Annotated in this window: 19 protein-coding genes and 2 pseudogenes; 3 read left to right on the forward strand and 18 right to left on the reverse strand. The window is 56.6% G+C overall.

The features are described 5' to 3' along the window. Positions 1 to 32: 32 nt before the first annotated feature. Positions 33 to 650 carry an NTP transferase domain-containing protein gene (locus CQ018_RS06670; protein ID WP_105549193.1) on the forward strand — a complete coding sequence of 206 codons (618 nt, stop codon included), beginning with the start codon at positions 33 to 35 and terminating at the stop codon, positions 648 to 650. On the opposite strand, the gene CQ018_RS06675 is transcribed toward CQ018_RS06670, so the two are convergent. The 10 genes and pseudogenes from CQ018_RS06675 to CQ018_RS06715 form a co-directional block, all read right to left on the reverse strand. After that, positions 603 to 3449, reverse strand: a complete 2847-nt coding sequence (locus tag CQ018_RS06675) for a molybdopterin cofactor-binding domain-containing protein (protein ID WP_105549194.1) — start codon at positions 3447 to 3449, stop codon at positions 603 to 605. The genes CQ018_RS06670 and CQ018_RS06675 overlap by 48 nt on opposite strands. 6 nt (positions 3450 to 3455) lie before the next feature. Then, positions 3456 to 4298 carry an FAD binding domain-containing protein gene (locus CQ018_RS06680; RefSeq protein ID WP_258142419.1) on the reverse strand — a complete coding sequence of 281 codons (843 nt, stop codon included), beginning with the start codon at positions 4296 to 4298 and terminating at the stop codon, positions 3456 to 3458. Further along, on the reverse strand, positions 4295 to 5506 hold the full coding sequence (locus CQ018_RS06685; protein ID WP_105549196.1) for an XdhC family protein: 1212 nt from the start codon (positions 5504 to 5506) through the stop codon (positions 4295 to 4297). Before CQ018_RS06685 ends, CQ018_RS06680 begins: the two co-directional genes overlap by 4 nt. A 51-nt stretch (positions 5507 to 5557) precedes the next feature. Further along, complete coding sequence (locus CQ018_RS06690) at positions 5558 to 7048, reverse strand: NCS2 family permease (protein ID WP_105549197.1); 1491 nt, start codon at positions 7046 to 7048, stop codon at positions 5558 to 5560. A 16-nt stretch (positions 7049 to 7064) separates the two neighbouring features. After that, positions 7065 to 7553, reverse strand: a complete 489-nt coding sequence (locus CQ018_RS06695) for a nucleoside deaminase (protein ID WP_105549349.1) — start codon at positions 7551 to 7553, stop codon at positions 7065 to 7067. A 217-nt stretch (positions 7554 to 7770) separates the two neighbouring features. Next, on the reverse strand, positions 7771 to 7983 hold the full coding sequence (locus CQ018_RS20035) for a hypothetical protein (RefSeq protein WP_181149768.1): 213 nt from the start codon (positions 7981 to 7983) through the stop codon (positions 7771 to 7773). A gap of 15 nt (positions 7984 to 7998) precedes the next feature. Then, entirely contained in the window at positions 7999 to 8781 is a 783-nt protein-coding gene (locus CQ018_RS06705) for a DUF4184 family protein (protein ID WP_105549199.1), read from the reverse strand. A 287-nt stretch (positions 8782 to 9068) separates the two neighbouring features. Beyond that, positions 9069 to 9899 (reverse strand): DUF1016 domain-containing protein, encoded by an 831-nt coding sequence (locus CQ018_RS20430; RefSeq protein ID WP_258142443.1) that lies wholly within the window; start codon positions 9897 to 9899, stop codon positions 9069 to 9071. A gap of 42 nt (positions 9900 to 9941) precedes the next feature. Further along, positions 9942 to 10352: pseudogene (locus tag CQ018_RS20435) on the reverse strand (DUF1016 N-terminal domain-containing protein). A 343-nt stretch (positions 10353 to 10695) separates the two neighbouring features. Continuing rightward, complete coding sequence (locus CQ018_RS06715) at positions 10696 to 11634, reverse strand: LysR family transcriptional regulator (RefSeq protein ID WP_105549350.1); 939 nt, start codon at positions 11632 to 11634, stop codon at positions 10696 to 10698. A 78-nt stretch (positions 11635 to 11712) separates the two neighbouring features. Here CQ018_RS06715 and CQ018_RS06720 point away from each other — a divergent pair, with 78 nt between their 5' ends. Next, a complete protein-coding gene (locus CQ018_RS06720) occupies positions 11713 to 13452 on the forward strand; it encodes an L-aspartate oxidase (protein ID WP_105549200.1) in 1740 nt (579 codons plus the stop codon). 199 nt (positions 13453 to 13651) lie between these two features. Continuing rightward, entirely contained in the window at positions 13652 to 14203 is a 552-nt protein-coding gene (locus CQ018_RS06725; protein ID WP_105549201.1) for a hypothetical protein, read from the forward strand. 295 nt (positions 14204 to 14498) lie between these two features. On the opposite strand, the gene CQ018_RS06730 is transcribed toward CQ018_RS06725, so the two are convergent. From CQ018_RS06730 to CQ018_RS20775, 8 genes and pseudogenes are all read right to left on the reverse strand, one after another. Beyond that, positions 14499 to 16160 carry an amidohydrolase gene (locus CQ018_RS06730; protein WP_105549202.1) on the reverse strand — a complete coding sequence of 554 codons (1662 nt, stop codon included), beginning with the start codon at positions 16158 to 16160 and terminating at the stop codon, positions 14499 to 14501. A 16-nt stretch (positions 16161 to 16176) separates the two neighbouring features. Beyond that, positions 16177 to 17652 (reverse strand): MFS transporter, encoded by a 1476-nt coding sequence (locus tag CQ018_RS06735; protein ID WP_105549203.1) that lies wholly within the window; start codon positions 17650 to 17652, stop codon positions 16177 to 16179. A gap of 141 nt (positions 17653 to 17793) precedes the next feature. Then, positions 17794 to 19071: an ROK family protein gene (locus CQ018_RS06740; protein ID WP_105549204.1), complete on the reverse strand. Its 1278-nt coding sequence runs from the start codon at positions 19069 to 19071 to the stop codon at positions 17794 to 17796. Positions 19072 to 19403: 332 nt separating this feature from the next. Next, positions 19404 to 20042, reverse strand: a complete 639-nt coding sequence (locus CQ018_RS06745) for a lactate utilization protein C (protein WP_105549205.1) — start codon at positions 20040 to 20042, stop codon at positions 19404 to 19406. A gap of 5 nt (positions 20043 to 20047) precedes the next feature. After that, positions 20048 to 21550, reverse strand: coding sequence for a LutB/LldF family L-lactate oxidation iron-sulfur protein (locus CQ018_RS06750; RefSeq protein WP_105549206.1), 1503 nt, complete (start codon positions 21548 to 21550; stop codon positions 20048 to 20050). After that, positions 21551 to 22348, reverse strand: a complete 798-nt coding sequence (locus CQ018_RS06755; RefSeq protein ID WP_105549207.1) for a (Fe-S)-binding protein — start codon at positions 22346 to 22348, stop codon at positions 21551 to 21553. A 710-nt stretch (positions 22349 to 23058) separates the two neighbouring features. Beyond that, positions 23059 to 23838: a nitrilase-related carbon-nitrogen hydrolase gene (locus CQ018_RS06760; protein WP_181149769.1), complete on the reverse strand. Its 780-nt coding sequence runs from the start codon at positions 23836 to 23838 to the stop codon at positions 23059 to 23061. Further along, positions 23747 to 24130 (reverse strand): annotated as a pseudogene (locus tag CQ018_RS20775) (nitrilase-related carbon-nitrogen hydrolase); the annotation flags it as partial. The gene CQ018_RS06760 and the pseudogene CQ018_RS20775, both read right to left, overlap by 92 nt. Positions 24131 to 24133: the final 3 nt, after the last annotated feature.

Here is a 24133-nt window from a genome sequence, read left to right on the forward strand (position 1 = left end):
GCTCTACACGTCCCCGACGAAGGTTTTCCTAAATGCCCAGCACCAGTGCGCAGGTGACCGGAGTACTGCTGGCTGCCGGTTCCGGATCACGCCTGGGCTTAGGGCCCAAGGCCCTGTTGCGTAAGAAAAACGGTGAGACACTGCTGGCCACAGCCCTTTTTGCACTTCTTGCTGGTGGCTGCCACCATGTGGTGGTAGTTCTGGGTGCCGGAGCCGAGCAAGTCTCGGCGCAGCTGGAAAAAGATGAGCGCATCACGGTGTTGATCAATGCTGCGTGGTCCAGTGGGATGGGATCTTCCTTTGCCTTAGGCATGTCCAAAACACCAGCTAAGTCACCGGTGTTAGTCGCACTGGTGGACCAGCCGGGCCTGAATCCCGAACTGGTCCAACGCTTAGTGCAAGCGCACCGCGACGGACGGATCACCGCTGCCGGGTACCGTCGCGCCGGTACGCAGCTAGGTCGCGGGCACCCGGTGCTTTTTGCTCCGGAACACCGTGGACCGGCGGCGTCGGCGGCCAGCAGAGATGCTGGCGCCCGTGCCTATCTGGCCGCGCATGAAGATCTTATTGACCTTCTCGATTGCTCGGACTTGGACTCCGGATTAGATATTGACACCATTGATGACCTCCATTTGTTGGGCATCAAATAAAACAGGGACCTGACCCGCTGCCTCCAACGCAAGGTAAATGTCATCTCGCCGGAACGGGGTCCGGGTAAAACGTAGACCCGTTGCATCACGTAAGGCGTTGGCAAACGCCGGAGCTACCGGATTGAAGGGACTTTCACTCATCGATTTAGCCCCACGCGGACCTAACGCATCACTGGTTGAGGCGAAGTAAATTTCGCTGCGTGGGACGTCTGCAAAAGTGGGGATGTGATAGGAACGCAGCACATCGGTCTCGATCATTCCGGTGTCATCTATGAGAACTTCCTCAAAGAGTGTGGCCCCCAAGGCTTGGGCAATGCCACCCTCAATCTGGCCGCGGCACTGGCGCGGATTAACAACAACTCCCGCATCTGCGGATTGAACACTCTGCAATATCCGTATTTCACCGGTGCGAGGGTCTACCGCAACCCTGAAACCATGGACGTTGAATGCCACAGATCGCGGAGTTCCTCCCCAACGTCCCTCGGCACGATGCCTGCCATCAAGTCGAGCCCTAGCCAATACCTCGTGGTGGGTGAGAAGCTGTCCATCACACAGTACCCCTTCGGGTACCAGTGTGCATTCGGCAAGGCTGTTGCCGCTGAGTTCGGCGGCAACGTTGCGCAAGGCAAGTGCCAGGTCGGTGGCTGCGGCGAATGTTGCCTTACCTGCCACAACGGTTCCGGCCGACCCAAAGGCACCGGTGTCATGCTCGGTCAGTGCTGTATCAGATTGCCCTAACATCATGGCTTGGGCGCTGGTGCCCAAGGCATCGGCCGCAAGCTGGGTGTGAACGGTCGAGGTGCCATTGCCGAATTCCGCTGTGCCCACCAGAAGGTTGAAGGTTCCATCTCCTAAAGATTCAATACTTGAATGCGAATAGTGTCCACGCGGGGGCACCGTGGCAATCATTGACAGGGCAAAGCCCTCCCCAATGAGCCACTGATCATCTAATTCACTTCCGTCGGCGCCGCGTGCGGCACCGCGTTCAAGGGCATTCCGTGCCAAATCAACACATTGATCAAGGCCGTAGGAGCCATAGATGAGGTCCTCTTCGGGCTCGGGGTGAAGCGAGAGGATTGGTTCGCCCTCGCGGAGCATTGCCTGTGCCTTGAACTCCAACGGATCAATCTCTAGCTTTCGTGCCAACTCATCGAGAGCCGACTCAACTGCGAAGATGGTTTGGCTCAGTCCGTATCCACGAAAGGCCCCGGCCGGGACGGTATTTGTGTACACGGAAACCGCGTCAACGCGTTTGTTTGGTGCGTTGTAGATGGCGATGGATTCCGAGCAACCGTGGAACATCACTCCTGGCGCATGGTTTCCGTAGGCACCGGTATCGGTGAGTACCTCGATGGCTAGGGCCGTGAGTTTGCCGTTTTTGTTTCCCGCAACGCTCACCTTCACCGCAAAGGGATGACGTGTGGTGGTCGCGGTCATGACCTCACTGCGCGTAAATTCTAGGCGCACCGGCCGCCTAAAACGCAATGCTGCAAGGGCGAGCACGTCCTCAACCAGAACTTCTTGTTTGCCGCCGAACCCGCCACCAACGCGCCCCGCAACCACCCGCAACGACTCGGTGGGCAGCGCAAAAATCCGTTGAAGTGTGCGCTTGACCAAGAACGGCACCTGAGTTGAGGAACGTACATTGAGCACGTTTTCCTCATCGAACCACGCGGTGGCGCCGTGGGTTTCCAACGCGACGTGTTGTACTCGCTGGGTGTTGAAAGTTTCGGCGTAAGCGGCATCGCTTGTTGCAAGGGCCTGGGCCACGTTACCAATCTCGTGGTGTACCTGGGCAACGATGTTTTGCTCTGGGTCGGCAATACGCGATGCTGCGCCCTTATCTCCATGGATGCGCGGCGCATCGGGTAATAGTGCGGCGGCGGGTGTTAGAACGGCTTCGAATAGCTCGTATTCGATCTCCAATGCCCTGACGCCAGCCTCAGCCAACGCCACGGAATCAGCGATGACACAGGCGACGCGTTGGCCTATAAAACGAACGATACGATCAAAGACCACCGAATCATCGGGATCATCCTCGACTATTTCGTGCTGAGCGGCCGAATAGAGAATCCCGGGATCATCGAGGTAACTCAGCACCCCATGCACTCCCTGGATTGCCAGAGCCGCGGAAGCGTCAATTGACAAGATTCTTGCATGAGCATGTGGTGAGCGGGCCAATTTTAGGTGCAATAACCCGGGCAGTTCCTTCTCGGGGATATCCATGGTGTAGCGGGCGGTGCCGGTAACAATTGCCCGTGCCGCCGGTGCCGGAACGTTGCTACCTACCTCATCGGATTGCTCCTCGGGTAGCTGGTCTAAGGCACAGCTTTCCTGCGGAGGGTGTGAACAGTCGTCGCCGGAGCGGCCCAGCACCGCATCCTCGATCGAACGGTACCCGGTGCAACGGCACAGATTACCTTTGAGGTTTCGTGGCAGGTTTTCTAGTTGCTCATCATCGAATGTTGATGCAGTCATGATCAAACCGGCGGTGCAGAACCCACATTGGTAGCCCTGCGCCTTGACTACCTGCTCCTGCATGGGAGCCAGCGAACCCTCCACGCCCTGGACAGCTGCAAGGCCCTCAATGGTGGTGATGCTGTGTCCCGTGGCCCGGGCCGCTGGGTAGATGCACGAATGCACGGGCAGTCCATCGACGTGAACCGTGCAGGCACCACAATCGCCTCCATCGCAACCCTTCTTGACTCCCATGGCGCCTTCGGAGCGCAGGAAGGTGCGTAGGCATTGGCTAGGTTCCGGAGTGTTACTGGCAGGGATCCCATTAATCTGAATGGACATGGCTGGCTACCTTTCGATTCCGGGGCCGGAGGCCGAGAATAATTCGTTGAGGATTTCGACACCGAGGCGTAGGGTCATGGCTCGACGCCAAGGCTGACGACCATGAATGTCATCGTGATAATCGTCTGGGGAGAGTCTCTCCTCAAGGCAATTCACGAGTTTGGCCGGGCTTGGATAATCTCCAACGGGGAATCGGAATTGATGTGGCCGTGGCGTGGAGCCAGAGACGGTGAGCGTGAAAAGACCATCGGGGTCGACGCGTCCGATGAGCATGACCCCGGTGCGTCCCAGATTGTTCAGTGAGAGTCTGCGAAATGCGGTTTTGGCGGCTAACGCGTGGGCTGGGACAAGGATCGAGCGAATCAATTCACCGGGTGCTAAGGAATTCTTGGCCTCCCCCTGGATGAACTCGGCAACTGGTTCGTGGCGTTGTTTTCCACCGGGGGAGAGGATCAACAAGCGTGCATCGAGTGCCGAACACAGCGAAATGATGGGGCCGGCCGGCAATGAGGTGGCGATGTTCCCGCCCATTGTTGAAAGATTCCAGATTTTGAAGGAGGCAACGAATGAATCGCAGGCCGGGCGGAACAAGTCAGCTGCACTCCAAGCAGTGGGTAACGCGGGGTCTTGGGCCAGTGCGTAGAGCTGGGCAATGGTGCAGGTGGCAGCGAACTCGATGCCTGCTTCGGTGATGGTTACAGGTTCCCAACCGGCGGCGGTGATATCGAGGAGCCGACTAAGGGAATGGGAACCGTAGGAGAACAGCACTGTTCCACCGGCTAGCCAGGCATCCCCGTCACGGAAATCGTTGGGATCGGTGGTGGGCACCATGGCTGAGATGGTGTTCATGTCCATGAGGGAACCTCGATGTCTGTAAGGTGCTGAGTACGCTCGGGAGCGTTGATGGTTGGTTTGGCTCTGCCGTGAATGGGACCCGCAATGCTTTTGAGTGATTGGCCCGTTGCACTGGAGGAGCGGCGGGCAATGATCTCTGCGGCGATGCTGATGGCAACCTCTCCCGGGGTGATTGCCTGCAGGTCAAGACCTATGGGGGAGTGCAAGGCCCGCAGCGCCGACTCGGGCGTGCTTCCGGCGCGAAGATCTCGCATGCGTGAATCGTGGCTGGTGCGTGAGCCCATGGCCCCGAGGTAGGCAACTCGTTGGGCAAGTGCCAGAGTGAGTAAGGGGATATCAAATTTGGGGTCGTGAGTCAGTACACAGATCACCGTGCGTGAATCGATCCGCCCGGCGGCGATTTCTGCGCCGAGGTATAGGTGCGGCCATTGCGTGGAAATCTCATGTGCCGCATTGAAACGTGGTTGCAGGGTGAACGAGGACCGGGCATCACACAGCGTCGAGGTGTACCCGAGCATCGGAGCGAGCTTAAGTAGTTCTTCGGCAAAGGTATTGGCACCAAAGATCAGCATCCGTGGTGGGCTGAGCCGGGACTCAACGAGCAACTCTAATGAATCGGTGGCACAGGAACCAGTGTCTTGGGCAAGATTGATGGTGCCGGTGCGTCCGGAAACTATCAGTGAATAGCACAGCGTTGCCGCCAAAGAGCTACCGGCCTTACCCACCACGGGGATCAATAGTTGGGCGAGTTCGGTTAGCGATAAGTGTGAAGGGTTGGGGATGAGGGTGGAGCCGCTGGAGCCCAAGTCGATGCGGCGGATCATCGCCACCGGATCGGTGGCATTGAAGCTTGAATAGGTTTCTAACATCTGGTGCATGGGTGAGTGCTCGGTGAACGGTGCGATATGCACGTCGATGTTCCCTCCACAGGTCAAGCCGACGGCAAAAGCATCGGCGGATGAATAGCCATAGTGTTCACGGCGCGGCAGATTGTGCTCCAGGGCGTCTAAGGCAGCGGCATGCACCGCACCTTCAATGCAGCCGCCAGAGAGCGATCCGGTGATCGTTCCATCCCGGTGGATCAGCATTGAGGTACCAAGCGGATGTGGTGTTGAACCTTCGGTGCCCACGATGGTGGCCACGGCGAATGATTCGCCAGCGGCCACCAACGCGGTGTTCAACTCCGTATGGAGGTTGAGCATTTTCTTGCATCCTTTATCAAACAAGGGGGGTGGATGTTGTTGCGTGTGAAGCTAGGCGCCCATGATCAGGGAGATGGGGCCGCGCGCAAAGTAGACAAGGAACCCTGCCGAAACAACCCACATCAGCGGGTGGATCTTTGCTCCGCGACCGGCCAAGGTGTTGATCAGTACCCAGGAGACAAAGCCGACGCCGATGCCATTGGCGATCGAGTAGGTCAGTGGCATGGTCACCAATGTTAGGAACGCCGGCATGCCGCTGGAGAATCGTTTGAAGTTGATGGCCCGAATCTGACCGGCCATCATGGTGCCAACCACCACCAGCGCGGAGGCAGCAACTTCGATGGGAACCACGGAGGTCAACGGGGTCAAGAACATGGCCCCCAGGAACAGCGTTCCGGTGACCACCGAGGCCAGCCCGGTGCGCGCACCCTCGCCAATGCCGGCCGCGGAATCAACATAGACGGTGTTCGACGAGGTACTTGTCATCCCGCCGAAGATCGCCCCGGCACCCTCAATGACGAAGGCGGACTTCAAGCGCGGGAACGTGCCGTCCTTGTTCGAGAGCTTGGCGCTCTTAGCCAAACCGGTCATGGTTCCCATGGCATCAAAGAAGTTCGTGAACACCAAGGTAAAGACCAACATTGTCGCTGCAAGTGGGCCAATACGGCTAAAGGCTCCAAACGGATCGAACTGCCCAATGATTGAAAAATCGGGGATGGAGAACAAGTGCCCGGAAAGCTCAGGAACGTTCAGGTGCCAGCCCCCGGGATTAGCCTCCGAGGAAGCCCCGATGCGCAAGACCTTCTCGGCAATGACTGCCAAGACCGTGGTGGCGATAATGCCAATCAGTAGCCCGCCTTGGACCTTGCGCGCCACCAGACCACCCATGACCACCACGCCGATGACAAAGATGACGGTGGGGAGGGAAGAAATGGAACCGTCATTGCCCAGCTGTACGGGCGGGCCTGCCGGGGTACGGGTAACAAAACCCGAATCGACAAAACCAATGAAGGTGATAAACAGACCAATGCCCACGGTAATGGCTGCCTTCAGATCCTTGGGAATGGCCCGGAAGATCGCTGTGCGCGCGCCGGTCAGCCCAAAGATCACGATGACTATGCCATTGATCAGCACCAGCCCCATGGCCTCGGGCCAGGTGACATCCCCAATGACGGAGACGGCAAGGAACGAGTTAATGCCAAGCCCGGCGGCTAACCCAAAGGGAAGGTTGGCAAAGATGCCAAAGGCAATCGTCATGACACCGGCGGCCAAGCCGGTTGCTGCTCCCACCGCGGCGGCGGGCAAGAAATTCCCCGCCACATCTACCGGTGCGGCATCTGGGCTAAATCCTCCAAGGATCAGCGGGTTGAGCACCACGATGTAAGCCATGGTGAAAAAGGTGACTACCCCGCCACGGATTTCCCGTTTGACGGTGGACCCGCGCTCGCCGATCTTGAAGGTGCGCTCCAGCAATGTGTTGCGGATGACCGGCGGTTTAGCTGGCGTTTGGGTTTGTTTGCGGTTTGAATTGGTGATGGTCATGGGACTCACCGGACCCCTAGTATTCGATGCGGGTGTCGAGGCTTGACCAGAGCGTGAATGGTTCACTGCGGTCAAAGCCATTATCGGCAAGGCGCTGCACCGGCAAGAGCGCGTCGCGCTCGGCCGGGCTGCCTTCGAAGAACTCATAGAATGCCGCATCGTCGAAGCCAGCGGCTGCCGCCTCATGCCGATCTGCGGCATAGACAACGCTTGAGACTCGGGCCCACAGCGCCGAGGCTAGGCACATGGGGCAGGGCTCGCAGCTGGTGTAGAGCACAGCTCCGGAAAGGTCGAAGGTGCCAAGTGCGGCACAGGCATTGCGGATTGCTGTAACTTCGGCATGGGCTGTGGGGTCGTTATTTGCGGTGACCCGGTTGACGCCTGGGAAGCGTGATCCGTCAGCGGTGACGATCAGGGCTCCGAAGGGGCCACCTGCATTGCGGACATTGTCCGTGGCAATGGCTACAGCTTCTGCGAGGTTTTCTGCGGAAAGGGTGTTGCTAATCATGGTGCGACTTCCTTATGCTCCAGACGAAGGTCGGGAGTATGGAAGCCGTGGATTGTTTTGCCCCTGGCGACACTCCGCAGCCTTCGAAACGGCTGATGGATTAGTTGCGCCTGGTTGTTAACTTCCCCCGGTTGAGGGGGGACGTCCGCCTTTGGCAGACACCAACATAGCAACAAAAAGTGACTTGCGCCACTAGTTTTGTGGAATAATTTATCTACATCGTGAAATTTTGTTTATGGACTGGTGTCGCCAAGAGTTCATCTCGGTCCGGGTTGATGCGGTGGAAATCATAAAACCACAGATCAATGAGGATGCTGAAGATTTTCCCAACGCTTGAGGGAACGAGTGAGTCAATCAATGTACCGACGGTGGCTTCGTCGCTGATTTTGGGCATAAAAATGCCGGTGGGATGCGTTGTGCTTCCCACCGGCAAAATCAGAAACTATTTGGCCACAGACATGCGCTTGGCCAGCGCGATCAGCTGCCAGATCGCACCGTATACGGTCAGCGAAATCAGTAGTCCCATCCCGCCATACGTTATTCCGGTCCACAAGACCGAAGCCGCACCGGTTGCTGTTTCATTTGCCAAAGCAAGACCTGCAGTGATTGCTGTAGGGATGATGAGAACCGCTGCTAGTAGAGCTAGGCGAACTCCGTTGCCCTGAGTGCGGGGGTTCTTGGCAGGGTTGGCCTTGAGCCGCTTGAGATACCAAATAATCAAGATGAGCGCACCAGCGAGGGTGCTACCGTGCTGCAAAATCTTGAACAGCGGAATGCCGGCAATGACTTCAGAAGATAAGAATGGCAGCTGTTGGACTACCCAGCCGCTGGCATGGGTGAACGAATCCCACGCAATATGCGTGAACAGTCCAACCATGAGCGAATAAAAGATCCATAGGGCAACGCGAGCGGCGCTCGGGTCCCGACCCAGCTTCTTGTGGTTCGGTAGCCACTTATCTGGCGTTGCCCAACGCATGGGTTCAACGACCAGCCATAGGAATCCGGCAAGAACGATCGCCAGCGGAAGGCCAAAGGTCAGGATCTGAGCCATGTCGTGAGTATTATTGCGCTCAAAAAGGGCTTCATACCATCCGCCACCATTGACAGGTAACTTCAGGAAATAAGGAAGATCGGGAGCCATCGCGCCGGCAACCAAGGCTATTGGCACAAATGGCTGACGCATGAACGGCAAGATTGCGGCCGGATGGGCCAGAGTGAACGGCAAGAGAATCCTTCAAAAGTCGGCTCGGAGCCCACGGTGCAGAAACCTCATCGTGCGTATGGGATCAACAACAAGCTTAATGGGTTTCGCTGGGTGTTTGCGCCGGATTGATGTTGCGCTGGGCACAGCATTATTGAAACGAAGGATAACCTTCTACTGCTCCGATAGAGAGACTGGGTCGATCAAGTCGTTTTCCACCATGTCCTCAGGATTAGCTACGACGGCATACGGTGTATCGCAACGGCGACAGAACCACTCGGTCAACGGGCCTATCGGCAGGACAGATTCCATCACGGCGTAGTCGTCGAAGGATCACCGGGAGGCATGCCCCAAAGGCTTTTCACGGGTGCCTTCGCCGCGTTCGGGGACAGGAGCGAAACTATCTGACAAAGCCGAGCCTTCGTAGGGTCCATGGACCAAGGCATGGACATCGCGTCAAAGCAGCCCAACATCATCAACATGATCCTGAATACCCCAGCTGAGATTTCCATCGGGCAGCCGGAAGAAATGGACAAACGTTGTTTCGTCGGCATCGCGGCCGCAACCATCGCACAGCATTTCATTGTTCCTTGCCTCGTGCGGGGTTCTCTGCCAACCAGCTCGTCTTCCAGCTCTTCGATGGTTGGCAGAGCCTGAGCGACCTCATCCGGATACGAGTCTTTGATCGCTGTTGCCCATTCGGCCACGCCGATCGGAGATTTGTAGCCGCGCAGTGCATACTCGGCCACGAGCGAGTTCTTGGTCTTGCAAAGCAGCAGCCCGATGGTGGGTTCGTCGCCGGGTTGGGCCAGTAGATCGTCGACCGCGCTCATATACATGCCCAACTGACCGAGAAAGCCTAGCTCGAACTTTGTAGCTTTCAATTCAATGACAACGAAACGCCGGAGCATGAAATTATAGAAGACCAAGTCCGGGAAGAACTCATCTCCGGCCACGTCCAGTCGTAGTTGTCGTCCCACGAAGGCGAACCCGCGTCCAAGCTCCAACATGAATCGTTCGACGTGTTGCAAGAGCTGGGATTCAAGTTCACGCTCGCCATAGGCATCACTCATCGTCAGGAAATCAAAGACGTTGGGATCCTTGGTTGCGTTCTGTGCGAGGTCCGAAGATAAAGGGGGCAGGGTTCTTTGGAAATTGGATACTGTCTGGCCTGAACGTTGATGCTAGCGAGTTTCAATCTGGTGGACTTTGACGTTGCGGGACCAGCCTTCAGAGATGGCATGCCGGGCATACCAAAGACGTTCAGGTGCTTCGCTGAGCTTATCCAGCAGAATCAGGATATGACCCCATGGCAATTGTGCAACAGCCTGTTGCACAATTGCCGTCGAAGACCATGCTTCCGCGAAAGACCGCATGTACTTCAAGTTTCGAGGTTAGAATCCATTGATACCCGGATTACGGTCTCGAAGGTCCGCAGAGAGCCGATCGATGACCTTGGTGCCCCACCCTTGTTCCGCTTGGCGAACGAGAATCTCCTGGCTGATATGCCAATAAGTGCTCACCAATTCTTGATTGGCAGTGCGGATGGCACGTTGCTGGCCTTGAGAAACAATCACGCTGACAGAATCGAGCATTTCGGAGTACCACTGGGGAAGATCAGCGACTGGTGGTGTACTGGCAAACTGCACGACAGCGTCGTCACTAGAAGATTCGCCATCCGAAATCAAGGGAGTCGTCCTTCGTTCTTTGGATTGGAGCCTAAAAATGAATCTAGCCGATGCCTCCGACAAGTCAGTTACCGATCATGGCACCGACTTACCCCTTGATTCGGCATCCTTTGCTTGGAGCATGCCCCATAAATTTGTGATTCTCATGATCTAAAAACTTGTACTTTCGTACCCAACAAAGATGATCTGCAAAGACACGAGTGACAGCTTTTCAAGTTGTGGCCGCGCAATCGTCTTGTCCCGGGCGAAGTTACCCCGCACCATACAAAGAGCACATGGAATCAGAAGAGCCAGCCAAGGTATGCGCGGTGTCCATGATGATTCTCTGCATAGCCTTTGCAGCTTTTGTTACCGAGACATCGCTGCGACGCGCAAGACTGATCGTTCGACTTAGTGCGGGGGATTCGAGCCTGATGGAGCGAAGCGCCGGACGATCAAGCAAGACCATCGCCGGAACCACGGCAACGCCAAGTCCACGTTCGACGCAACGGAGTACCGCATCCATTTCCGAGCCTTCCAAAATGATGTTTGGACGTAGGCCCGCAGAGGCGAACGCCTGAGTTGTTGCTTCTCTCAGGTCGTAGCTCTGGTGGTAAGTGATCTGTGGAAGTGTGGCCAGCTCGGCAAGGGTCAAGGAAATACGTCCGGATAGTCGATCGCCGGAGGCTGCGGTGACTACGACTAACTCTTCGGTGAGCAGTGGAATACGCTGCAAGCTACTCGTTTGAGCTGATCGATCTTCATCGGTGACAATGAGCGCAAGATCGAGCGTGCCGCCGGCAAGTTCCTCAAGCAGACCGCGCGAGCCTTGTTCCGTCAGATGCAGATCGATTCCCGGGTACGCGGCATGGAATGCAGTCACGACGTCCGGAACTAGGCTGAGGCACAACGTGGGGGTGGCACCAATGCGAACTCGTCCTTTTCTCAGACCAGCAAGTTCTTGCATCTCATGTCTCACTGTTTCTGCATCGGCAAGCATGCGTTTTGCCAATGGAAGTAGCGATTCTCCGGCATCGGTGAGTGTGATGTTGCCCCGGGCACGATGAAAAAGCTCCGCACCTAGGTCGGATTCAAGGGTTGAAATTTGCCGGCTCAGTGAGGGCTGAGCCAAATGCAAATGCGCGGCAGCACGCGTGAAATGACCGATCCGTGCGACTTCCACGAAACTTTGAAGCTGTTCCAAGTTCATGACCGATAGCATATCTGCATCGAAACGACTCAAACAATTCATTGGACGTATTGTCACTGAGTTCTCATAGTTGAAAACATGAGCGCAAAAATCATCAATGAACAGCAGATCTCCACCACCGTCCTAGTGATTGGCACCGGAGGCTCCGGCCTTCGAGCCGCCATTGAATTGGCAGAAATGGGAGTGGATGTACTTGCAGTGGGCAAACGCCCACGCAACGACGCACACACCTCGCTAGCCGCAGGCGGTATCAACGCGGCACTGGGAACCATGGATAAGGAAGACTCCTGGCAACAGCACGCTGCAGACACCATCAAAGAAAGCTACTTCTTGGCGAACCCGCGCACTGTAGAAATTGTTGCTCGCGGCGCCGCCCAGGGAATTGCAGATCTTGAGCGCTACGGAATGGGCTTTGCCCGTGAAGACGATGGCCGCATCTCCCAACGCTTCTTTGGTGCACACACCTTCCGCCGCACCGCCTTCGCCGGGGACTATACGGGGCTGGAAATCCAGCGCAGCTTGGTCAGCCGGGCTGAGCAGCTAAAAGTTTCCATCCTTGATTCCGTTTACATCACCAAACTCTTGGTCAAGGACAACAAAGTCTTCGGCGCCTACGGGTTCGATATCAATAGCGGCAAGCGCTACCTGATCCATGCGGATTCGGTAATCATCGCCGCCGGTGGACACACTCGCATTTGGCGCCGCACTTCCTCACGCCGTGATGAGAACACCGGTGATGCGTTCCGTCTTGCCGTCGAGGCGGGAGCACGCCTGCGCGACCCAGAGCTTGTCCAGTTCCACCCATCGGGCATTATTGAGCCCGAGAATGCTGCCGGAACACTAATTTCCGAGGCAGCCCGTGGCGAGGGTGGCATTCTTCGCAACGGCCTTGGTGAACGCTTCATGGAACGTTATGACCCGATTCGAAAGGAACTTTCCACCCGAGACCGCGTGGCACTTGCAGCCTACACGGAAATCAAGGAAGGCCGCGGCACCGAGAACGGCGGAGTCTGGCTGGATATTTCCCACCTGCCACGACAAACCATCATGGAACGCCTGCCGCGGGTTTACCAGACCATGTTGGAAGTTCAGATGCTTGATATCACCGCCGAACCCATCGAGATCGCGCCCACCGCTCACTACTCGATGGGTGGGGTTTGGGTTCGGCCAGAGGACCACAGCACCGATGTCGAGGGGCTCTATGCAATCGGTGAAGCCTCAAGCGGATTACACGGTGCAAACCGCCTGGGTGGCAACTCGCTAATCGAGTTGTTGGTTTTCGGACGCATCGTGGCACGCGCCGCGGCCAAATACTCCTCGGGACTCGACTCCCAACCACGTTCTGCTCAAGCGCTGGCCGACGCCCGAGCAGAAATCGATAATCTCTTGGCGGCAGATGGGCAGGAAAATGTACGTGCACTACAGCGAGCCATCCGCAACGTGATGACCGACCACGCCGGAGTAGTACGCGACGAAGACGGGCTTAACGCTGGACTTGTCGAGCTTGATGCGATCGAGGCGCGCATTAAGGAAGTTGGAATCCATCCTGATATTGCAGGTTTCCAAGACTTGGCTCATGCCTTTGATCTCTTGGGCTCAGCCCTTGCAGCTCGTGCCACTTTGGAAGCTGCACTTGAACGCCGAGAAACTCGTGGTTGCCATAACCGCAGTGACTTCCCAGAAATGGATCCCACATTGGAGGTCAACCTTGTATGGTCGCCAAAGAGCGGGGTTACTCGTGAAGAAATCCCCGAGGTTCCTGCCGAAATTGCCGAGCTGATCAAGGAAGTTTCAACAGCTGGCAAGCTCGTGGAATAAGTCAAAGCAGCCAGCCTCATGAGTCAGCGGGCGCATGAAGCTGGCTGCTTGCTATCGGCGTATTGGCAGGACTGTCACAGCCCCTTAGCGGCACAAAAATAGCTCTGTCATAAGAATGACGCACATCCTTGAAGAGTGCCGGCGGTGTATGCCGGGCCACCAAGTGGTACCGCGCGGGCGGCCACCGAAAGGAAAATTCATGGCTAAGAAAAAGACAATCGCTTTAGGGACTTCCGCGGCTGCCTTGGCGTTGATCGCTGGGATTGGTTTCACGGGAGTTGCCAGCACTGCCAATGCGTCGGGTCCTTCTTCGGACACCACGACCACCAGCACCACCAATTCTGCGCCGTCAGAGCACGGCCGACATGGTGACCACGGTGAGCAACGCGGCGAAAAGACCAATTTGGCGTCCACCCTTGCTGAAAAGCTCGGCGTGGACCAAGCAAAGGTGAAGGAAGCACTCGCTGACTTCAAGAAAGTAAACAAGCCTGCAAAGCGTGGTGAAGCTGGCGCAAAGCCTGATTTCGCCAAGCGAAGTGAGGCACTTGCGCAATCCCTTGCTAAGTCACTTGGTGTAGATGAAGCCAAGGTCACCACCGCCTTGGAAGAACTTCGCACAGAAGCAAAGACTGAACGGAATACGGAGCTGAAATGGAAGCTTGATGCCGCTGTAAGCGACGGAAAGCTGACTCAGGCCGAAGCCGACGCAGTCACCAAGGCCATCGAAAAGGGAGTGATTGACGGACACTAGTCCGTACGATTCCAACCCAAAAATGGCGAGAAGGGTGGCCACCGGAAGAAATTCTTGGTGGCCACCCCCCTAGCTACGTCTTAGCCTCGAGACATAGTGAGTACGCTTGGCTTGGCAACCAAACGTACTGCAAAGACCGGTGAAGCTAGCCACTGGTAGACCGTGCAGGAGATGCTCTTCGTCGTGGTCCATCGTCAACTGCGAGAGAACATGACGAATAAAGCAAATTTCGTGTCAAATCTGGCGTTAGATCGATCTCTGGAAGAAGTCTCATGACTGGAACTTGAATGGACGCTTAGTCCGATGTGGCTCCTACTGGGACGTGGGCCCGAACGCGACGTCCATCAATCCACGTTTCTTGGATCCGTATGTTTCCCAACTCGTGAGCCGAAACATCCAGTGGATTACGTTCCAAAACTACGATGTCGGCGAATTTCCCGATCTCCAGTGAACCAACCTCATGATCCGAGAAGAGCTGCCATGCCGCATCGATGGTCTGCGCCTTAATAGCGTCACGAATGTCAATACGGAATTCCGGGCCCAGGACCTTGCCGGATGGAGTTTGCCGGAGAATAGCCGCCTGCATGTTAATCAATGGCGATTCCGGGGTCACCGGGGGATCGTTGTGCAGCGAGAAGCGCATGCCAGCCTCTGCAGCGGCGCCGGCAGGTGTCCACGCTTCGGCATTCTCGCCGAAAAGTCCGGCGAGGATATCGCCGTAGTAATGGATGTGCGCCACAAAGAAGGAAATACCTACTCCCAGCTCCCAAGCACGCTTTACCTGTTGCGGGGTGATGGAACCGCAGTGCTCCATCCGCAGCCGACCGTCGGCACGCGGGAATTCACGTTGCACCTGCTCAAAAACGCTAAGTACCGTGTCAACTGCGATATCTCCGTGCACGTGGCATGCCATTTGCCAACCGTTTGCATAGTGCTGACGGCAAATGGTCAGCAACTGTTCTTCTGTGTAGTTGGAACATCCCTGATGACCGGCGTTGAGCCCGATCGCCTCGGTTTGAATGCTGTCCTCATAGCCGAAGCTCGTCTCGATATTGCCGACCCATGGCGACCCATCAGTCCACACCTTGACCCCAGTGGGACGAAACATGGCTGTACTGGTCCCCATCAAAGGATCGGTGCCCGGCGCCGGGATGTTTGCGCGGATACCCGACATCTCATAGGACCGGATGCGTGCAGGTGGCTCGTGCGTGCGCTGGTATTCCTGCATGAGTGGATACGAATCCGGGTGGAATGCAAGATCACCGGTGGTGGTGACGCCGGCAGCGGCCATGCGATAGAGTTCGAAGTCCAAAAACTCCGAAAACTTCTCTGCACCCGCATGCATCTTGGGACCCATGAAGTTCATGACGGCCGGGATTTCCAGGGCTTCACCGGTCAGTTCACCGGTCTCATCTCGCAGGTATTGCGAGGCACCGGGATCTTCCGAATTGCGGTCGAGCCCTAGTTCCAGCAGAGCCGCGTCGTTGGCCCACGCCGAATGTGCGGAGTAATGCATGATCGACAGAGGAACCGTCGGCGAAAACTCCGTCAGCCACGCACCGCTGATGCGGGGGAGATCCGGCAACAGTAGTGGATCCCAGCCAAAGGCCGCAACCCAGGCTCCAGGACCAGAAGCTTCGGCCTCGGCAACAGCATCACGCAGTTTCTCCAACACTACCTCTGCGCTTCCGCAAAGTGAGGCCCTGATGTCTATGGCGTCGGGGCCGATGAAGTTCATTTCCGCGGTAGGGTGCCCGTGAGCTTCCACAAATCCTGGCAGGACGGTGCTACCTTCCATATTGTGGATCTCGGTGGCCGGTCCTGCGAAGCCCATCACCTTTTCTGTCGAACCGATGGCGACGATCATGCCATCCTTGAAAGCAATTGCCTCCGCGGTACTGAAATCCTCGTCGACGGTGATGATGGTGGCATTGTGGAGAATGGTAGTTGCGTTCATGGTTGTGCCTCTCTAACTAGGCCGTTGCACGGCGGTTGCGCGGGGTCAACAGCAGGAAAATCAGTCCTGCGGCGACTACAAAGATGATGGACTGGACCGCGAGTCCCAGACCGTAAGCATGAGCGGTCATCACACCGTCGGTCATGAAAATGGTGGACATGGGGCCAGCGAGGGCGAAGCCCAAGCCAAAACCGAACTGTCCAACGGCGGGCTTGACCGCGCCCACAGCACCAAGCTGGTCGGCGGGAGCCGACCCCATGATGATGGCGCTTTGCGGGTTTTGCATCCACATGACGGCAAATCCCACCACGAACAGGCCAAAGGCCGGCAACACGATATTGTGCGGGTCTCGCATGAAAATCTGGCTCGCCAGCCCTGCGGCACACAGCAGCAGACCGCTAGTGAACATGGTGCGGTTCGTTGCGCCGAAGCGCTTCTGTGCGATACCTGCCATGGGGGCGCCGCAGATCATCCCGATGTACATGACCGCGACAACCACCGAGACGGCCGAAGCCGGAACACCGGCGGGCAGTGCCAAAGCAGGGTACTGGCCCAACAAGGATGCATCCGCCCAGTTGAACAGCACACCAGCTAGGCATGCTGCCGCGAACGCCGGTTTTTTGAAAAGTTCAACTGGGAAGGCTGGATTTTCAATTCGACGTTCCCACAAGGCGAATCCGCCAAGAACTACCAGTGCCAGGAAAATTCCCCCAATGACCAGAGGACTTCCCCAACCACGAGTGGAAGCTTGTCCGATTGAGTAGACAAGTGCGATGAGTCCTGCTGCAGCAAGTAGGACACCGACTGTATCGAACTTTCGTTGAGCTGCGGAACGGTTTTCTGGCAGGAGCCGGATCGCAATAAGCGTCAGGACCAAGCACAATACGGCAGTGCTGACGTAAGTTGCGCGCCAGCCGAGTGCGCTCTGGATTGTTCCGGAAAGGGATGTTGCAATCACGATCAACGTGGCACCAGCACCGAAGAAGAGTCCGAAAGCCTTAGGTAAATCCTTCTTTTCAAAAAGAGTTGGGATCAGTGCCAGACACATTGCGAAGGACATAGCCGTGGAGATGCCCATCAGTACACGGCCTGCTCCGAAGATCATAGGGGTTGGTGCTGCCGCGGTGACTAGTGCCGCGACGCCCATCAGAAGGATTCCTGCAACTAGGATTTTCTTGCGTCCGTGTCGATCCCCGATGATTCCAACGCCGAGCATGCTGGCGGCAAGAACAATGGTTCCAATACTCTTGAGAAACGCTGCCAGCGAAGGGTTCATACCAAGGGCTTTTGCCGCTGCCGGCATTGCAACTGAATGTAATGCCGGGTCAACTCCCTGCATTCCTCCAATTAGCGCAATACAAATCATTGCTGCCATGACCGGTTTGCGAGCCAGCAGTCGGTGCGTCGGCCATTTTTGTTCGGTGGGAGTATCAATAGGTGTCATGGTTGCCTTGTGCGCAGTAGCGCGCGGGAGAGTTATGCGGGTGTCCATCGCCGGGTCCTTGTGAGCTGGGATCTAGTTTGCGGGCCCGGCTCTAAACGGAAGAGGTGGGTGCCGCGCGTCACAGTTAGCTTATTCCACGGCGTGGATAATGTCGAGACTGTTTTTCTAATATGACATTTGAGGGAGAAATCAGTGCACGGCCGAGCCTGGGTGATGCGCCACGGCGAGTCCCGCGGCAATATGCATGCCACGGTTTACCGGGGTGAAAGGATCTTCTGCGAAGATGATGTTTAGGTCAGTGATGGATGGCAACGCTCCAATGGAAGCCAGCTGCTTTCGCATCTCCGGCTGAAGGTATTCCTGGAGCGCAGCAAGGTATCCATCGATAATGAGAACCCGTGGATTGACTACTGCGGCGATGGTGTCGACCGCAATGCCGAGCCAATACCCGGCCTGATCCAATGCTTTGAGCACCTGCTGCTCACCGGACCGCGCTCGTGTTAGGAGCTCTTCGACCATTTCTTCGTGTCGCCGTGCAAGTTGGGGAACGAGGTCGGCCTCGACGGAGTCCATGATGCTGCATCTGGAATAGATGCCGGCCAGGCCCAGCTGAGTTTCCACGCAACCTCGTCTGCCGCACCAGCATTGGGCGCCGGTGGGATCGATGACGAAGTGTCCGAATTCTCCGGCAAGCCCGGTGGAGCCATGCTCGAGCGCTGACCGGCTATAGATTCCGCCGCTGACCGCGTAAAGGCCGCCTAGGTGCGCCACGGTCTCGAAGTCACCGGGCAAGTCCAAATCCTGTAAACGGGAGAGCAATGAGTAATTGGTGGCGCGGTCAATACCTACCAGTATCGAGGGCGAGACCCCGGCATCGATGGCCGAAACCAACTCCGAGAGCACCTGTCGAAGCGGATATGGGCGGAACCAGCCATTAAGCACGGAGCGCATCATGACTCCCGAAGAGTTATTCACGGCTCCGGGGACTGACGCCTCAACGGCAAGTAATATTTGCCCAGCACTGCGACATTCCTCGGCGATTCGATCAAGAGCCAAGCCAACATACTTGATATACGCGTCGATTTCCAAGGATATTGGTGTGGCAACCGTAAATGAGGTGCTGTATTTTCCGTCGATCCCACCAATGGATGCATAGATTGAACCATTGTCCAGACTCAGAGACGCGGTAGCCCAGTAATGCCGGGCCAAAGTAATGAGGCTTGTCGGGCGGCCCATGGTTGCTGGGTTGGTGTCGGCAACTTCCATTACGAGCTGTCTGTCGCGCAACTCCGCAATGAGTTTGGTCATTGCCGTGATTCCGAGACCAGTGCGTCCCGCGATCTGGGCGCGGGACAGTGGAGAATCAGTGGCGAGCACCAATAGAATTCGTGAAAGATTGTGTTCTCGCAGGTGCGCGATCGACCCTCCACTTGTGCCAAGCGGTCCCGGCGGAATCACGATAGTCATCCTTGCTTCTGGCTCCTGAGGAACTCTTAGTCTATGCGGAGCTGGATGTACGTAGCCGTATTCTTGAAGTGTGGCGGAGGTCTCGCGCGTGTATGGGCATCAGAACGAAACCGGGTCCGACCACCATAAAAGGCGCCCAACTTCAGGTAGTGGCTTTGTTGCCTGAGAGATGCGGGGCATCCATAGCAATACGTCCGCCGGTGTGGCATCGGGATTCGTTGGAGCGTTGGCGAACGAATCGAAGTTGTTTCTTCGATCCTGAAGTGTGGCTCCCTTCGGGATCGAGAACTCATTCTCGGAGCCCGATCCCGAAGGATGCCTTGCTGGGGGTACTAGAGTCCCTTGACGACAATGACGTCCAGCTGACGCGGGCCGTGCACACCCTCAACTCGCTCAAGCTCAATGTCGCTTGTGGCGCTCGGGCCGGAAATCCAGGTCAACGGACGGGTGATATCCATGCGCGGCAGCGCCTCGGGCAGCAAACGAACAATCGTCGAAACCGGAACCACGCACACGTGGTGATCAGGAACCAATGAGATGGCGCGGCGGCCCTGATCGGGTGTTCCGTCAAGAACAATGGTTCCGGACTCGGCAATGGAAACCGCCGAGGACGTCAAGACTGCATCGGTCGAATCAAGCTCGGGAATGCTCAAAATGGCACCCGGTGCATCGACGCGGCGACGCGCATCGTTTGCCGGGGCTGCCTCAACAAGCCAGTCTTCGTTGATGCCGTGCGGCACCACAAAGCTTGTTGCATCCTTCAGACGTTCGGCAATAGTTGCTGCAAGCTGAGCCGAGTCAACGACATCAACGTGTGCCTTGTAGTCCTCGATCCTGTCGACAAGCAATTCGATGAGCTCGGCTTCTGGCATATCAGAGGTCCTGCGGTATTCGCGGGGGACAGGTTCCGGAGTTGGGGCATCGCGCAGGGCGGAGGTGATGCGGGAGAGAATTTCTTCCTTGGCGCTCATCGTTTTTACTTCTCCTGCTCGGTCTTAGCTGGGCTCTGGTGTTCCTTTTTCCACCAGTCACGGAATGACTGGGAGGGGGGAGCAGGGATATCTCGGGACTGGGTCCAGCCCGCTGCAATACCGGGGAGACGCTTGATTTTCTTATCCCGTCCGGCCGCGAGCTTGCCCAAGGGAAGCCCCTTCTCCAACAGAGCGAGGTTCTTCCCCGAAGAGAATGCCCACCCGGCACCCTTCATCATCAGATCCATCTGAGTTGGGAGCTTCTTCTTACCACGCTTGGAATCCACATCCTCGCCACGTAAATGGACAAGGATTTCGGGGATATTGATCTTCACCGGGCAGGCATCATAGCAAGCGCCACAGAGTGAGGAGGCGTAGGGTAGTGAGCTGTTTTCCTCGGACTTAATGCCGGTGAGCAGCGGGGTGAGGATGGCACCGATCGGCCCCGGGTAGGTCGAACCATAGGCGTGACCGCCGGTGCGCTCGTAGACCGGGCACACGTTCATGCAGGCCGAGCAGCGGATACAGTTCAGTGCGGTGCGCCCGTACTTATCCGCAAGTGCGGCGGTGCGGCCGTTATCGAGCATGACTAGGTGCACGTTTTGCGGTCCGTCGCCCTCGGTGACACCGGTCCACAACGAGGTGTACGGGTTCATGCGTTCACCGGTTGAGGAGCGTGGCAGTAGCTGCATAAAGACTTCGAGGTCTTCCTTACCCGGCAGCAGCTTCTCGATTCCCATGACGGTGATCAGGGTTTCGGGCAGCGTCAAGCACATCCGTCCGTTGCCCTCGGATTCAACCACGGCAAGGGTTCCGGAATCGGCGAGGGCGAAGTTGGCACCGGAGATGGCGACCTTGGCGGCGAGGAATTTACGGCGCAGATGTTCACGCGCGGCCATGGCCAACAGGCGCGGTTCATCGGTCAGGTTTGGATCCACGTTCGGCATTTCGGCAAGGAAGATGTCGCGCACCTCGGTGCGGTTCTTATGGATTGCAGGGACCAGGATATGGCTTGGTTTGTCGTGGCCCAGCTGGACGATCAGCTCGGCAAGGTCTGTCTCCAGGGCGGAGATTCCCTGTTCTTCGAGGTATTCGTTGAGCCCTATTTCCTGGGTGGCCATTGACTTGACCTTGACCACCTCGTCTGTTTCTTGTTCCTTGATCAGCTGGGCAACAATTTTGTTTGCCTCGTGTGAATCGCGGGCCCAATGGATCACGCCGCCACGTGCCGTGAAGTTCTTCTCGAACTCTTCAAGCAGCGCTGGAAGATTGGCCATGACGTGATTCTTGGTTGCCGCACCTGCATCACGTAGTTCCTCCCAGTCGGGAAGTTCGCCAACGACCTTCAGGCGCTTATCTCTAATGGTGTGGGTTGCGTGGCGTAGGTTGGCGCGCATTTGCGTGTTGCCAAGTTCGCGGTGCGCTGCATCCGGGAATGGCTCATCGATGTGCAGGTTTCCATCGCCAAAGACCGGCAATGAGGGCATTCCCATGAAGACGTTGCTCATTTACTTGCCGCCCTTTCCTACAAATACCTCGCCGGTGACCGAGACTGGCTCATCGATGGTGCTTGCGAGGATTTCTGCGAAGTGCAGTGTTGTCGTGTCGGATTTGGTGCGCGAGAGCCCGCCGCCAATGTGCATGAGGCAGGATGCGTCTCCGCCGGAACACAGCGAGGCACCTGTCGATTCAATGTTTTTGGTCTTGTCCTCAAGCATTGCCGAGGAAACATCCGCATTCTTCATGGAGAAGGTTCCGCCAAAGCCGCAGCATTGGTCGGCCTCGGGAAGATCGGTGAATTCGATGCCGCCAACGGATTTGAGCAGATCGAGTTGGCGATCGCCCAAGCCCAGCGAGCGCATGCCGTGACAGGAGGGGTGATAGGTGACCTTGTGAGGGAAGTGTGAGCCGAGCTGCTCGGCTGCATTGGTGACACCCAGAACGTCAACCAACAGCTGGGAAAGTTCGTAGGTTTTGGCGCCAACTGCCTCGGCGCGTGCCTTCAGTGCTGCATCTCCGCAGCGTTCGGCGAGGATGGGGTGCTGGTGCTTGACCGAGGCAACGCAGGAGCCCGAGGGGGCTACGGCAACGTCGTAGTGATCGGCTTCGAAGGCCTCGACGTGGTTGGTGACAACCGGTAGCGCTTCATCCATGTAGCCGGAGTTGATGTGCATCTGTCCGCAGCAGGCCTGGCCGGTGGGGAAGATAACCTCGTGGCCCAGGTGCTCAAGAATCTTGACTGTGGCACGCGCGGTTTGCGGATACATAGCATCGACGATGCATGTTGCGAAAAGTGCGATTTTCATGTGTGGCCCTTCCGGCTGCGTTGCCGAAGACTTTTGTGTGGTCAGACCATAGTAGGTCGTAGAGCGAAGTACGTCCACCGAGCATAAAAACGAAGTGAAATGTGTCTGAGCATCGCTAATTATGACACCTCAGAGCCATACAGCGTAGGCGGCAACCGGCCCCTGGATCTGGTGATCATGCGTGTTCCACATGATGTTTTGGGTCTATCCCCATCACGGGTTGCACGAATAGCTGCAACATCACTACGCGCAGAGGGCACCGAATCTGTCTGCTCGTCATTGATTAGCCGAGGGATTACCCGCAACAGACTACGAATACGCTCTGGACCGCCTCGCGAGGACTACAGCGGTGGTTCGGCCACGTTTATCACCTCGTAGTGATCCACGAGTGCTCAGAGAACAGGCCATCGCCATGGCCATGGCCTCGTCCAGATTGCGTTATGGGGAACTATCCCGGAGTATCTTGCCGGTCTGCTAGGTGTATCCCGGCGTACCCTTTATTCGGCATTTGCCGAGGACGGATCGGGAGCGTATTGGCACCACGATCACGGAGATCGTCACGGAATGCGGATCCAAGGATCTGGCCAATTTCAGTAGACTTTTCCGAAGCGCCTACGGATGCGCTCCGTCGAAGTTCTCTGTATATTCCACGTCCCTAACGGGCTGAATCGTCATTAGGTAAGCCGCCGGGGTTACTCGCTGGCGGTGTTCTATGACTGCCAACGAGCAACCAGCGGCGCGATTTCACCAATGCTCTGGTTAGTCAACGGTTCCTGGGACCTGCGATCGATACCGAAGGAGAAGACATCGGGCCGTGCGTAGTGGCCTGCACCATCGGTAAAGAACTTCGCAAAGGGAATGATGCCTAAATCGAGGTCTGCGTAGATAATTGCTTCGTCGTCGCGGTGAGGTTCGGACAGCCATTTTCCATTGGGGGCAATGAACCCGGTCATTCCACCACCCACTACCGGTGCATCCGGACCAGCAGGTACATCCAAGCGGTCAACGATTTCCCGACTGATCCGACCCTGCACAACTATGACGTAGGTCTGCGCGGAAATGGCATGGGCCTGAGCCAACGTGGAGGAATAATGATCGAAATCGCCAGCGTTGGGATCCGCATGCGTGGCATTGATAGCCGGCCACGCGGCGATATGAATCTGTTCACCCAGAGTAGCTAACGCATAGCGGTTTAGATCCATGCTGTGCTCAAAGCAGATGAGTCCACCAACCTTGGCAAATCCCGTATCAACCACGAAAACATCGCGACCATCTCCACGACCCCAAATCGTTCGTTCCGCATTGGTGGGGTGAAGCTTTCGATGTTTGGCAACGAGTTGGCCCGACGGGGAGAAATACGCCTGGGAGCTCCATGGAGTTGTGGTGCAACTGCGCGAACAATGGAGCGGAATATTTGGCCGTGTGAGACCAAATCCAGCACGGATAACCCGGCAAGAACGTTTCGGGAAAAGCAACGAGCCGAGCACCATTCTGACCGGCTTCTCGAATAAATTCGCAGGTCTTTGCGACGCCAGCGGAAAGGTCCAAGAAAGGTGCTGCCGCATGCACTGCGGCCACTTTGACAACTTGTGATGCATTCATGGCTTCACAGTAGGAAGAACACGCGATATGCATTTGACGATGCGTGCAAGTCCGTAAATATGACGTAAGTTCCTCTGTCTGTCGGTAGTAATGGCAAAGACCTGCTGGAGCCAGGCTCCGAAATTCTGTGATCGCCGAAGCAGCAAGATATTCCTTGAACTTCAAGAAGCGTGCGAACATAAT

The sequence above is a fragment of the Arthrobacter sp. MYb227 genome (assembly GCF_002975435.1).
Taxonomy (GTDB): domain Bacteria; phylum Actinomycetota; class Actinomycetes; order Actinomycetales; family Micrococcaceae; genus Paeniglutamicibacter.